This is a genomic window from Streptomyces sp. NPDC025651, from assembly GCF_055558735.1.
In genome coordinates, this window is sequence record NZ_JBVHLZ010000020.1 from 56,799 (window position 1) to 69,012 (window position 12,214).

The 12,214-nt window shown below is 70.1% G+C and carries 9 protein-coding genes; 3 read left to right on the forward strand and 6 right to left on the reverse strand.

Annotated elements, in window-relative coordinates; translation table 11 throughout:
• Positions 1–66: 66 nt before the first annotated feature.
• Positions 67–747, forward strand: coding sequence for a class F sortase (locus ACZ4D5_RS41170; RefSeq protein ID WP_467777638.1), 681 nt, complete (start codon positions 67–69; stop codon positions 745–747).
• 54 nt (positions 748–801) lie between these two features.
• On the opposite strand, the gene ACZ4D5_RS41175 is transcribed toward ACZ4D5_RS41170, so the two are convergent.
• Positions 802–1,647, reverse strand: coding sequence for a polysaccharide deacetylase family protein (locus ACZ4D5_RS41175; protein WP_467777639.1), 846 nt, complete (start codon positions 1,645–1,647; stop codon positions 802–804).
• 113 nt (positions 1,648–1,760) lie between these two features.
• On the reverse strand, positions 1,761–5,087 hold the full coding sequence (gene lysX / locus ACZ4D5_RS41180; protein WP_467777640.1) for a bifunctional lysylphosphatidylglycerol synthetase/lysine--tRNA ligase LysX: 3,327 nt from the start codon (positions 5,085–5,087) through the stop codon (positions 1,761–1,763).
• A gap of 91 nt (positions 5,088–5,178) precedes the next feature.
• On the opposite strand from lysX, the gene ACZ4D5_RS41185 reads away from it, so the two are divergent.
• Positions 5,179–5,640 carry a universal stress protein gene (locus ACZ4D5_RS41185; RefSeq protein WP_467777641.1) on the forward strand — a complete coding sequence of 154 codons (462 nt, stop codon included), beginning with the start codon at positions 5,179–5,181 and terminating at the stop codon, positions 5,638–5,640.
• A 97-nt stretch (positions 5,641–5,737) separates the two neighbouring features.
• Positions 5,738–7,180, forward strand: a complete 1,443-nt coding sequence (locus tag ACZ4D5_RS41190; protein ID WP_467777642.1) for an amino acid permease — start codon at positions 5,738–5,740, stop codon at positions 7,178–7,180.
• A gap of 3 nt (positions 7,181–7,183) precedes the next feature.
• On the opposite strand, the gene ACZ4D5_RS41195 is transcribed toward ACZ4D5_RS41190, so the two are convergent.
• The 4 genes from ACZ4D5_RS41195 to ACZ4D5_RS41210 all read right to left on the reverse strand — a co-directional run bounded on the left by ACZ4D5_RS41195 (position 7,184) and on the right by ACZ4D5_RS41210 (position 12,115).
• Positions 7,184–8,815: an extracellular solute-binding protein gene (locus ACZ4D5_RS41195; RefSeq protein WP_467777643.1), complete on the reverse strand. Its 1,632-nt coding sequence runs from the start codon at positions 8,813–8,815 to the stop codon at positions 7,184–7,186.
• A 90-nt stretch (positions 8,816–8,905) separates the two neighbouring features.
• The gene (locus tag ACZ4D5_RS41200; RefSeq protein WP_467777644.1) at positions 8,906–9,841 is read right to left on the reverse strand and encodes a carbohydrate ABC transporter permease; all 936 of its coding nucleotides are present in this window, start codon (positions 9,839–9,841) and stop codon (positions 8,906–8,908) included.
• Positions 9,838–10,836: an ABC transporter permease gene (locus tag ACZ4D5_RS41205; protein WP_467777645.1), complete on the reverse strand. Its 999-nt coding sequence runs from the start codon at positions 10,834–10,836 to the stop codon at positions 9,838–9,840. Before ACZ4D5_RS41205 ends, ACZ4D5_RS41200 begins: the two co-directional genes overlap by 4 nt.
• A gap of 127 nt (positions 10,837–10,963) precedes the next feature.
• Positions 10,964–12,115 carry an ROK family protein gene (locus tag ACZ4D5_RS41210; protein WP_467777646.1) on the reverse strand — a complete coding sequence of 384 codons (1,152 nt, stop codon included), beginning with the start codon at positions 12,113–12,115 and terminating at the stop codon, positions 10,964–10,966.
• Between the last annotated feature and the right edge of the window lie 99 nt (positions 12,116–12,214).

The window sequence follows — 12,214 nt, forward strand, 5'->3', positions numbered from 1 at the left end:
CCGCGCTTAGCGTTTTCGTACGCGCAACGGACGCGGCGGGAATGCCGCGTTGAGAGGGGATAGAGAATGCCTTCGTCCCATCCGGCCGACGAGTTCGAGTTCCAGGATTTCCAGGAGGACGAAAAGCAGAGGAAGCGCGCCCCGTGGGGAGTGATGGCACTCGTCCTGCTCACCGGCCTCGCGCTGATCCGCAACGGTTCGGGGGAGTTCGACGTCGGCCCGCCGCAGCCCGCGTCCGCGGCGGCCGCGGACCGTGCGCCCGACGCGGGCCGCGGCGCCCCCGCGCCCCTGGCGTTCTCGCCCGCCGAGCGCGTCCGCATCAAGGGCATCCAGGTGGACGCCCCGATCATGCCGGTGGGCCTGGACGCCGAGGGCTGGGTGGACGCGCCGCCGCCCGAGGACCCGAATCTCGCGGGCTGGTTCACCGGCGCCGTCTCCCCCGGCGAGAAGGGCACGGCCGTGGTGGTCGGCCACGTGGACAATCAGCAGGGCCCCGCCGTCTTCTACGGCCTCGGTTCCCTGAAGAAGGGAAATCGCGTCGAGGTCGCGCGCAAGGACAAGAAGACGGCGATTTTCGAGATCTACGGCATCGAGGTGTTCGAGAAGGAGAACTTCCCCGGAAAGCGCGTGTACGGAAGCGCGGGCGGGCCCGAATTGCGGGTCATCACCTGCGGCGGCGGATTCTCCAAGCAGTCCGGATACGACGGGAACGTGGTGGTGTTCGCCCGCCTGGTCGCCGTGCGCTGAGCAAGCCGAAGAAACCGAACGCGCTCGGCACACCGACCCGGCGGGCGAAAGGGTTCAGGACATGAAGCGGCTCGGCAGGGTGATGCGATAGCCGGAGTCGAGGAGTTCCGGCAGATAGGAACGCAGGGCGGCGACGCTGCCCGAGCGGTCGCCGCCCGCGTCGTGCGAGAGCACCACGACGCCCGGCCCGGCGCCCGCGCGCACGCGCCGCACGATGGTCGCCGACCCGGGCTCGGTCCAGTCGAGGGTGTCGACGGTCCAGGCCAGCGGCTCCATCCCGAGCTCGGCGCCCAGCTGGAAGGCGTTGCGGTTCCACGCGCCGTAGGGGGCACGGAACCACGCGGGGGGTTCGCCGGTCGTGTCCTCGATGACGTCGCAGGTGCGCTCCATCTGGTCCCGCATCGAGGTGCGGCTCAGCCGCGGCAGCAGCGGATGGCTCCAGGTGTGATTGCCGATCAGGTGCCCGTCGTCGGCCATCTCGCGCAGCAGGTCCTTGTTGTCGACGGCCATCTCGCCGCAGACGAAGAACATCGCGCGGACGTCGTGCCTGCGCAGCGTGCGCAGGATGTGCGGGGTGTAGCGGGGGTCGGGTCCGTCGTCGAAGGTCAGCACCATCGAGCGCTCGCGCCCCGGCATGCGCAGGATCGGCGCCTTGCGCACCCGGGGCAGGGCCCGCGCCGCGCGCTGCGGGCCGTGTCCGGCCATGGGCTGGAGGCGGTACGCGGAGGGCTTGAGCGCGCGGGCGGCCTGCGGGCCCGCGGCGGGCGCGCCGCCGGTGGCGGTGGGCCCCGGAGAGGACGGGCTCTCCGTGCCCACGCATCCGGCGGTCGCGGTCAGGCCGAGGACCGCGGCGGCGCGGAGCAGGACCCGACGCCCTGGGGTCAGCTGATCGTCTTTCATGACTAATCCGTCGCATGGCCGAAGGCCCGCGTGGCACACCAACACCGGGGCAGCCCCCGAAAGCACCCGATCAGACGTGCCCCGGACCGGCCCCGGGCCTGCCCGGAGGTGCCTCAGACCCGGCGTACGAGCGGGAAGGGCAGGGTCTCCCTGATGGTCAGGCCGGTGAGGAACATGACGAGCCGGTCGACGCCGATGCCGAGGCCGCCGGTGGGCGGCATCGCGTACTCCAGGGCGTCGAGGAAGTCCTCGTCGAGCTCCATGGCCTCGGGGTCTCCCCCGGCGGCCAGCAGCGACTGGGCGGTGAGGCGGCGGCGCTGCTCGACCGGATCGGTCAACTCCGAGTAGGCGGTGCCCAGTTCGGTGCCGAAGGCGACGAGGTCCCAGCGCTCGGCGAGGCGCGGGTCGGTGCGGTGCTGGCGGGTGAGCGGGGAGACGTCGGTCGGGAAGTCCTTGTAAAAGGTGGGCAGCTCCGTCTTCTCCTCGACGAGCCGCTCGTACATCTCCAGGACGACGTCGCCGCGTCCGTCGTCGCTCGTGTACGGGACGGCGGCCCGGTCGCACAGCCGGTGCAGGGCGGCCAGCGGGGTGTCCGCGTCGACCTCGTCACCGAGGGCCTCGGAGATCGCTCCGTACACGGTCTTGACCGGCCAGGGCCCGGAGATGTCGTGCTCGACGCCGTCCTTGTGCGCCACCGCCCTGCCGAAGGCCGCGACGGCCGCGCCCTGGACGAGTTCGCGGGTGAGGTCGAGCATCACGTCGTAGTCGGCGAAGGCCTGGTACGCCTCCAGCATCGTGAACTCGGGGTTGTGCTTGTAGCTCACACCTTCGTTGCGGAAGGTGCGGCCCATCTCGAAGACCTTCTCCATGCCGCCGACGCAGAGCCGCTTGAGGTACAGCTCGGGGGCGATGCGCAGATACAGGTCGAGGTCGTAGGCGTTGATGTGGGTGGTGAAGGGGCGGGCGTTGGCGCCGCCGTGGATCTGCTGGAGCATCGGCGTCTCGACCTCCAGGTAGCCGCGGTCCAGGAGGCCCTGGCGCAGGGCCTGCACGGCGGTGGAGCGGGCCCGCACCACGTCGCGGGCGTCGGGGCTCGCGACCAGGTCGAGATAGCGGCGGCGGACCTTGGCCTCGGGGTCGGTCAGGCCGCGCCGCTTGTCGGGCAGGGGGCGCAGGCACTTGCCGGTGAGCCGCCAGTCGGTGACGAAGACGGTCAGCTCGCCCTTGTCGCTGGTGCCGACCGTGCCGGTGGCCGTGATGTGGTCGCCGATGTCGGTGCCCGCGGTGAAGCGGTCGAGGACGTCGGGGCCCGAGATGTCGCGGGTGAGCGCGAGCTGGCGGTCGCCCGACCAGTCGCGCAGGACGGCGAAGACGACGCCGCCGAAGTCGCGTACGAGCATGACGCGGCCCGCGACCGTGACCTGCTGCCCCGTCATGTCGCCCTGAACGGAGGCGAGTTGGTGAGTGCGCGGGGCCAGGCCCACCGGGTAGGGGTCGACGCCCTCGGCCCGCAGCCGGTCGAGTTTGCGGTGCCGGATGCGGATCTGTTCCGGGAGCTTCGAGGCGGGGTCGGCGCCGGCCGCGTCGTCCGGCCCGGCGAGGCCGAGCGCGGCGATGGACGGGAGCCCCTCGGTGGTCGCGGGCTGGGTGACGCCGCGGGGCTTGTGGCCCTTGCCCCAGAGCTTGCGCAGCGAGGGCACGGACACGAAGCCCTCGGCGATGCCGGAGGCCAGGCTGATGCGGGCGAGGGCGCCGCTGTCGCCGTAGCAGATGAAGCGCGGGTACCACTCGGGGTGGTACTTGGCGTTGGAGCGGTAGAGCGCTTCGAGCTGCCACCACTTGGAGAAGAAGAGGAGCAGCTTGCGCCACAGCCGCAGGACGGGCCCCGCGCCGATCCTGCCGCCCTCCTCGAAGACCGAGCGGAAGACGGCGAAGTTGAGGGAGACGCGGCGCACCCCGAACTTCGGTGCCGCGACGCACAGTTCGGCGACCATGAACTCCATGACGCCGTTCGGCGCGGTGCGGTCGCGGCGCATCAGGTCCAGGGAGATGCCGTCCCTGCCCCAGGGCACCAGGGAGAGCAGCGCGAGGAGCCTGCCGTCGGCGTCCAGGGCCTCGACCAGGAGGCACTCGCCGTCCTCGGGGTCGCCGAGGCGGTCCAGAGCCATGGAGAAGCCGCGCTCGGTCTCGGTGTCCCGCCAGGCGTCCGCCTTGTCGATGATCTCCTCCATCTCCTCGTCGGTGAGCGTGGAGTGGCGGCGGATCCGGGCGGTGGCGCCGGTGCGGGCCACACGGTTCACGGCCTGTCGGGTCACCCGCATGTCGCGGCCGTCCAGGTCGAAGTCGGCGACGTGCAGGATCGCCTCGTCGCCGAGCTGCAGCGCGCCGAGCCCCGAGCGGGCGTACGCGGTGGCACCGTCCTCGGAGGCGCCCATCACCGCGGGCTGCCAGGCGTACCGCCGGGCCACGTCCAGCCAGGCGCCGATGGCGTGCGGCCAGGCCTCGCGGTCGCCGACGGGGTCGCCGCTGGCCAGGCAGACGCCGGCCTCGACGCGGTAGGTGACGGCCGCCTTGCCGCTGGGCGAGAAGACGACGGCCTTGTCGCGCCGGGTGGCGAAGTAGCCGAGGGAGTCCTGGTCCCCGTACGCCTTGAGGAGCGCGCGGATGCGGGGCTCCTCGTCGCCGTGCAGGGCCGCCTCCATGCGCTGGGAGCGGAAGAGCGTGGCGGCGGCGTTCAGGAGGGCGAGCGCGCCGAACAGGCCGAGCCAGAAGTAGAGCTGCCGCGGCGGGGAGCCGTCGAAGTAGTCGCGGCCGTGGATGAGCCCGCCGCAGACGCGGTTGGCGGCCCACAGCAGGCGCTCGCCGCGCGGCAGTGTGCCGGGGAAGAGCTCGACCAGGCCCCAGCCGAGCAGGATCGCGATGCCGAGGCCCGCGGCGAGGACCGCGATGGCCCGCCAGACGGCGCCGCGGCGCGAGTCGGCGGAGAACTCCTTGCGGGCCAGGATCAGCAGGACGAAGGCCACGCCGCAGACGACGAAGGACGGCAGCGACTCCGCCCAGAAGCCGAGGGCGGCGCCGAGCACGTCGAAGGCGAGGAGCAGGCCCAGATAGATGACGACGAGCCACCAGGCGACCTTCTTGCGGGCCGCGGTCGCGGCGGCGAGCAGGAAGAGGAAGACCGCGTACGCGAGGTTGACGCTGACCGGGACCGTGACGAGGTCGAGGACGTCGATGACGGGGCGCAGGAGGCGGCGCAGCGGGGGGATGACCGAGAGGACCGCGCAGAAGATGCCGAGGGTGCCGAAGAAGGCGGCGAACACCTCCGGGACGCGGGACAGGAATCCGCCGCGCGGGCGTATCTGTCCGCCGGCCCCTGGCTCCTGCCCGTCGGCCCCGGGCTCCGGTCCGTCGGCCTCGGGCTTCTCCGTGCTGACCGTCATGGCACGACTCTAGGAACAGCTCGGCCGCCCCGCTCGTCGAGCCGGTGCGGGCGGCTGCCGCCGGAGCACTCCGCTCCGTTAACCTCTCGGCGTGAGTGAAGACCAGTCCCAGCAGTTCGAACGCGGCACCGACGGGCCCAAGGTGATCGTGGTCGGAGTCGACGGTTCCGATTCCTCGTTGCGGGCCGCGGCATATGCCGGAGGCCTGGCCCGGCGGCAGCGGGCCCTGCTCGCCGTGGTGTACATCCAGCCGGTGATGGCGGCGGGCGCGGCGCTCGGCGCCCCCGTCGCCGAGACCACCGACGAGATCGCCGAGGGCCTGATCGCGGAGATCAGGGACGCGGCCGAGCGGGTGAAGGACATATTCGACGTCCGCTGGGAGTTCCACACGTTCCGCGGCGACCCCTACAACGGCCTGGTCTCCGCCGCCGACGAACTGAAGGCCGACGCCGTGGTCGTCGGCGCCTCCGAGCAGGCGGGCCACCGCATCGTCGGTTCGGTCGCCGTGCGCCTGGTGAAGGCGGGCCGCTGGCCGGTCACCGTGGTCCCGTGATCTGAGGACCCCGGGGTGTGGCGTCTTCCGTCGCGGGCACGGCTGGGCCATCATGATCCGCCATCAGCCGACGGCCGTCAGCGAAGAGGTGGACCTCATGGCGGGACTCCAGAAGGGGCACGGCGTACTGCGCCGCAAGCCCATCGAACGCATCGAGGAGTCCGAGGCGGGCGGCGGACTCGCCCGCTCGCTCGGGCTCTGGCAGCTCACCGCGATCGGCGTCGGCGGCATCATCGGCGCCGGCATCTTCACGCTCGCGGGCACCGTCGCCAACGAGAAGGCGGGGCCCGCGGTCCTGATCTCGTTCCTGGTCGCGGGCGTCGCGAGCGCCGCGGCGGCGTTCTCGTACGCCGAGTTCGCGGGCCTCATCCCGAAGGCCGGATCGGCGTACACCTACGGCTATGTGGTGCTCGGTGAGCTCGCGGGCTGGTTCATCGGCTGGGACCTGCTCCTGGAGTACACGGCGATCGTGGCGGTGGTCGCCATCGGGATCTCCGGCTACTTCAACTTTCTCCTCGGCGACATGGGCGCCGAGCTGCCCACGTGGATGCTGGGCGCGCCCGGCACGGGCGACGGGCACAAGGTCGACCTCTTCGCGGCGCTCCTGTGCCTGCTCATCGCGTACCTGCTCACGCTCGGCATCAAGAACGCGGCGCGCTTCGAGATGGTCGTCGTGGTCCTGAAGGTGCTCGTCGTCCTCGTGGTGATCGGCGTCGGGTTCTTCCACATCAACACCGGCAATTACGAGCCCTTCTTCCCCTTCGGGGTCAGCGGCGCGTTCACGGGTGCGGCGACCGTCTTCTTCGCGGTGTTCGGGTACGACGCGATGAGCACCGCCGCCGAGGAGTCCAAGGACGCCCAGCGCCACATGCCGAAGGCGATCCTCTACTCCCTGGCCATCTCGATGGTCCTGTACGTGCTCGCCTGCCTGGTGCTCACCGGCATGCAGAGCTACACGGACATCGACCCGGAGAGCGGGTTCTCCAGCGCGTTCAAGTCCGTGGGGCTCGGCGGGCTCGCCGACGTCATCGCCGTCGGCGCCATCATCGGCATCCTCACCGTGATGTTCACCTTCATGCTGGGCGTCACACGTGTGTGGTTCTCCATGTCGCGCGACGGGCTCCTTCCCAAGTGGTTCGCCAAGACCCACGAGACGCGGCACGTGCCGACGCGCGTCACGTGGATCGTCGGGTTCGCGTCGGCCGCCATCGCCGGGTTCCTGCCGATCGGCGAGGCGGCCGAACTCACCAACATCGGGATCCTGTTGGCGTTCGTCGTGGTGTGCGTCGCGGTGATCGTGCTGCGCTACAAGCAGCCCGACCTGCCGCGCACCTTCCGCTGTCCCGGAATGCCGGTGGTCCCGGCGCTCGGGGTCGTCTTCTCCCTCTGGCTGATCACGTTCCTGCAGTGGCAGACCTGGGTGCGGTTCGCCGTCTGGTTCGCTGTCGGTCTCCTGGTGTACTTCGGCTACTCGTACCGCAAGTCGGAGCTGGCGAAGGCCGAGGCGGTCCCGGCGGAGCCGGGCGACAAGGCCCCGTAGGCGTCAGGCGCTCCGCTCGATCGACTTCTGGAACTCGCGGGCCATCTGCTCCAGTCCCTTGTTCTTCCACTCCGCCCAGAACGGCTTCCACTCGCTCAGCTTCCTGCGCCCGCTGACGATGTCGTTGACCAGGTCGGTCGCCTCGGTGGACATGCGCCCGTAGTGCTGGGTGTACGCGTCCGAGTAGTGACCGACCGTGGGGTTGCGGATGGCCGTCCGAAGGAGCTTCTGCTCGGCCGCGTAGACGTCCTTGACGTCCTGGACGCGTTCGGTGCCGGGGAAGCTGGACGCGATGATCGCGAAGGGCGAGGTCGTCGAGGTCATCAGGCCGCTGTAGAGGCCCTCGACCTGCTGCTTGCCCTGCTTGGTGCGGGTGGGGAAGCCGTTCTTGTCGTACGTGAAGTCCTCGCCCTCGGTGCCGTATTCGAGGAACTCGCGCTCCTTGCTGCCGAACGGCGCCGCCAGGTAGTCGAGGACGCGCAGCAGCATCCGCACCCGCTTCTCGTCGCCCTTCTTGATCGCGGTGTAGCCGATGGTGCCCAGGTGGTAGTGGTGGCGGGGCTTGCTGCCGCCCGCCGCGAAGGGGATCAGGATCTCGGCGGCAAGGCCCGGATCCTGGACGCGGGTGTCCTTGCGGGCGTTGAAGGGGTTCGCGAAGACGCAGGCGCCGATCGCGCCCTGCGCCATCTTGATGTACGCGTCGGCCATCTTCGGGTTGCCCGGGTAGAAGACGCCCGCCTTCTTCAGCTTCAGGACGAAGTTCAGGGCCTCCTCGTACTCGTCGGTGTCCTGGAACCAGGTCAGCGAACCGTCCTTGTTCTGGCGCCACTTGTTGGGGGCGCCGAAGCACTGGCTCATCACGCTGGCCGCGTTGACGTAGATCGGCTCCAGGGCCCAGGTCTTGCCGCCGGTGACCTCCTTGCACTTGGCGAGGAACTCCTCGGGGCCCGATGCCTGGAGGCCGTCCGCCTTCTCCCAGACGTTCGGGTTGCCGCCGTAGACCTGGCCGAACGACGGGTACGGGACGGGCGCGCCCCAGATCCTGCCGTTGACGACCGCGGTCTTCCAGTGCGCCGGGGTCATCGCGGCGAGGTTCGGGTACGTCTTCACCGCGTCGCCCGACACGTACTCGGTGATGTCCGCGCACTTGGCCTCAAGGAGTTCGGCGATGTGCTGGATGCCCTGGTTGGGCGGTATCCACAGCAGGTCGGGCAGGTCGCCGCCCGCGACCGTCGCGGAGAACTTCTCCTCGTAGCCGGGGTCGGTGCCGAGGATCGCGGTCAGCTCGACGCCGAGTTCCTTGTCGAGCTTCTCCCAGTACGCGTTGGAGTCCTTGGGGGTCGGCGGCTGGGTCCAGATCTCCGTGAGCATGGTGATCTTCGAGCCGTCGCCCGGGGTCTTCGCGACGCTGCGCACCAGCTCCTTCGGGTAGGAGAGGAAGCCGGCCGACAGGCCCTTGGAGTTCGGCGCGAGGTCCGGCTCGACCTTGGTGAAGGGGACGTACGAAGGGAGCCTCACCTTCGACGAGGCCGCTTCGCCGGTCTTCTTCGCGGCCGAGCCGCAGCCCGTCAGGGAGGTGGCGGCCGCGCCCGCCGCGACGGCGGTGGAGAGGCTGAGGAAGGTGCGTCGGGACATGCCAGGCATGGGGAATCTCCGCGGGTGAGGTCGGGATGAGACGCGGGTGGGGGCGAGGGGTGACGCGGGTGGGGTCGGGGGGGAGCGGGGTCAGCCCTTGATGGCTCCGGTCAGCACGCCCTTGGTGAAGTACTTCTGCAGGAAGGGGAAGAGCGCCAGGATCGGGAGCAGCGCGAGCATGACGACGGCCATGGAGAGGGACTGCTGCGGCGGCATGTTGGCGATGCCGAGCTGGTCGGCCGTCATCGACTTGTTCTGTACGACATAGGTGCGCAGGACCAGCTGGATGGGCCACTTGCCGGAGTCGTTGAGGTAGAGCATCGCGTTGAAGAAGGCGTTCCAGTACGTCACCGCGTAGAAGAGGCCGACGACGGCGACGACGCCCTTGGACAGCGGAAGCACGATGCGGGTCAGGATGCGCCAGTCGCCCGCGCCGTCGATGCGGGCCGCCTGGTAGAGCTCGTCGGGGATGTTCATGAAGAACGCCCGCAGGACGACGAGATTGAACGCGTTGATCAGGACGGGCAGGATCAACGACCAGTAGGAGTCCAGGAGTCCGAGCTCCTTGACGACCACGTACATCGGGACCATGCCCGGCGCGAACAGCAGCGTGAACAGGACCATCAGGAGGACCGGTTTGCTGCCGGGGACGCCGCGCTTGCTCAGGGCGTACGCGAGGGCGATCGTCGTCAGGAGCGAGAGCGCCGTGCCGACGGCGGTGATCAGGACGCTCACGATCACGGCGCGGGAGACGATGCCGCCGGACAGGATCGTGCGGTACGCCTCCAGGGTCGGGTCCGTGGGCAGGAGCACGAAGCCGCCGGACTCGGTGATCTCCTTGCGGGACGCGAGGCTGGTGGAGAGGACCGTGAGGAAGGGCAGGATCATCACGGCGCAGATGACGGTGATGACGACGGCCTTGGCGGTGGAGCCGATCTTCGTCGGGGGCTCCTCCCAGACGGGCCGCTCCTCGCGGGTGCGCTGCCGGTCGGCCTTGGCACGCAGGGGAGATCCGAAGCTGCTCATTTGCTGTACACCCCGCGCTCTCCGAAGGCGTGGGCGACCTTGTTGGCGCCCCAGATCATCAGGGCCCCGATGACTCCCTTGACCAGTCCTGCCGCGGCGCCGACGCCCCAGTCGCCGTAGACGACGCCGTGGTAGTAGATGTAGGTGTCCAGGACTTCCGCCGCGCGTGCGCCGACCGCGTCGCGCTGGAGCAGGAACTGTTCGAAGCCGACGGAGAGCACGTCGCCGAGGCGGAGCACGAGCAGCATGATCGTGACGCCGCGGACCGCGGGGAGGGTGACGTGCCACATGCGGCGCCACCGCCCTGCGCCGTCGACGGCCGCCGACTCGTACAGGCTCTGGTCGACGTTGGCGAGGGCCGCCAGGTAAATGATCATTCCCCAGCCGATGTCCTTCCAGATCACCTGTCCCGTGATGAGCAGCGGGAAGGTGCTGGGGTCGCTCATCACGTCGAGCGGCGACATGCCGTGGTCGCGCAGGTAGTTGCTGAACAGGCCCGCGCCGCCCAGGACTTGCTGGAAGAGCGCGACCACCAGAACCCACGAGATGAAGTGCGGCAGATACACGATGCTCTGCACGAACTTCTTGACGCGCGGGCTGACCAGACTGTTGATCAGCAGCGCGAGGGCCAGCGGGGCCGGGAAGAAGAAGATCAGCTGGAGCGCGGCGAAGGCCAGCGTGTTGCGCACCGACTCCCAGAACGCCGGATCGGCGAACAGCTCCCGGAAGTTGGCGAGGCCGACCAGCGGGCTGTCCTTGAAGCCGATGAAGGGCTGGTAATCCTGGAAGGCGATGACGTTGCCCAGCATCGGCACGTAGAAGAAGCCGACGAAGAACAGCACACCCGGGGCCATGAGCGCGAGCATCACCCAGTTGTCGCGCCATCGGACGCGGAGCGGGACTCGGCGAAGGCGCGGCGGGCCCTGCGGCTTCTTTGCGGACGCGGTCGGTGGCGACGCGGCCTTGGTCCTGCGCAGCGTTCCTTGGGATGTCACACGTACTCCCTGGCCTGGCGGCACGACGGAATGGGGACACCGGCAGCCGGCCAATTAAGAAGCCAACTTGCCGAAAGAGAGCCACATCATGGAAGTGCGGCTCCCGCCCGTCAACCACCCCGCACCCCTAAGGAGTTGGACTTTTCTGCGCGGCGTGATCGATGTGTTCCAGTGCGAGGCGGGCTGCCCCGATTGCGGTGGATTCCTCGCCGAGTGCCGATGTTTGCACCGTCGGCGCATACGGGCAGAGCGCGCCGAGCCGCTCGGCGAACGGCTCGCTGAGCAGGGCGCCCGCCCGGGAGATGCCGCCGCCGAGCACCACCGACTGCGGGTCGAGGACCGCGACGTGGCGGGCCAGGCTGTCGGCGAGGGCCTCCGCGAAGGCGCGCAGGGTGTACTCGGCGCCCCCGTCGCCCGCCGCGGCGGCGGTCACCACCGCTCGGGCCGCGTTCTCCCTGGTCGGCCGGTCCGCTCCCTGGTGCCCCGCGAACCAGTCGAGAAGCCGCTGGTAGGAGCGCTCCCAGCCGTCTCCGGCGACCATCTCACCGGCGGCCGAGTGGTGGCCGCGGTGCAGTTCACCGCCGAGCCACAGGCCGATGCCGAGGCGGTTGCCGACGTACAGGTAGACGCAGTCGCGCACGCCGACACTGACCCCGCCGGTGCACTCGGCGAGGGTGGCGAGCTGGATGTCGTTGCCGACCAGGACCTGTCCGCGGGCGGCGTCGGAGAGCTCGCGGGCGAGGTCGAGACCGGTCCACTCGGGCAGCGAGTCGCTGACCGCGACACGCCCCTCGGTGTCGACCATGCCGCTGGTGCCGACCCCGGTGGCGAGCGGGCGCACACCGGCCGCCTCCGGCTTGGCGAGGCAGCCCGCGATGGCGGTGCGCACGGCGTCGAGCCGTTCGCGCGCGGGGAGTTCGGGGGTGACGGCGACGCGCTGGGCGGCGACCGTCCTGCCGAGCAGGTCGGCGGCGAGCACCAGGACCTTGTGCGCACCGATGTCCACGCCGATGACGTGGCCCGCCTCGGCGCGGAAGCGGAACCTGCGGGCGGGCCGCCCGACGCTGCCGCTGCCCGGGGCCAGCTCCACCAGCCGCCCCTCGCGCAGGAGTTGGGCGGTCAGATCCTGGGCCGTGGGCCTGGAGACACCGATCAGCGCGGCCAGCTCGGGCACGGTGGTCTCGTCGCGCTCGCGCAGGACGCGCAGCGCCGCCGCCGCGTTCAGCCGGCGCAGCAGTGAAGGATCGCCGCTCGCGGGTCCGCCAGTGGGTTCTTTCATGAGCCCCTCCGCCCCTCCCCCTTGACAGCAAGATCGGTTGCTCTCAGGGTGACCCGGAGCGATTGAGAAACTTACCTAATAAACAGCGCCCTTGGGGAG

What these genes read in the sequence shown, in the direction of transcription:
- ACZ4D5_RS41170 (WP_467777638.1), top strand. Translation starts at nt 67, where the DNA reads ATGCCTTCGTCCCATCCGGCCGACGAGTTCGAGTTCCAGGATTTCCAG.
- ACZ4D5_RS41175 (WP_467777639.1), bottom strand. Translation starts at nt 1,647, where the DNA reads ATGAAAGACGATCAGCTGACCCCAGGGCGTCGGGTCCTGCTCCGCGCC.
- lysX (WP_467777640.1), bottom strand. Translation starts at nt 5,087, where the DNA reads ATGACGGTCAGCACGGAGAAGCCCGAGGCCGACGGACCGGAGCCCGGG.
- ACZ4D5_RS41190 (WP_467777642.1), top strand. Translation starts at nt 5,738, where the DNA reads ATGGCGGGACTCCAGAAGGGGCACGGCGTACTGCGCCGCAAGCCCATC.
- ACZ4D5_RS41195 (WP_467777643.1), bottom strand. Translation starts at nt 8,815, where the DNA reads ATGTCCCGACGCACCTTCCTCAGCCTCTCCACCGCCGTCGCGGCGGGC.
- ACZ4D5_RS41200 (WP_467777644.1), bottom strand. Translation starts at nt 9,841, where the DNA reads ATGAGCAGCTTCGGATCTCCCCTGCGTGCCAAGGCCGACCGGCAGCGC.
- ACZ4D5_RS41210 (WP_467777646.1), bottom strand. Translation starts at nt 12,115, where the DNA reads ATGAAAGAACCCACTGGCGGACCCGCGAGCGGCGATCCTTCACTGCTG.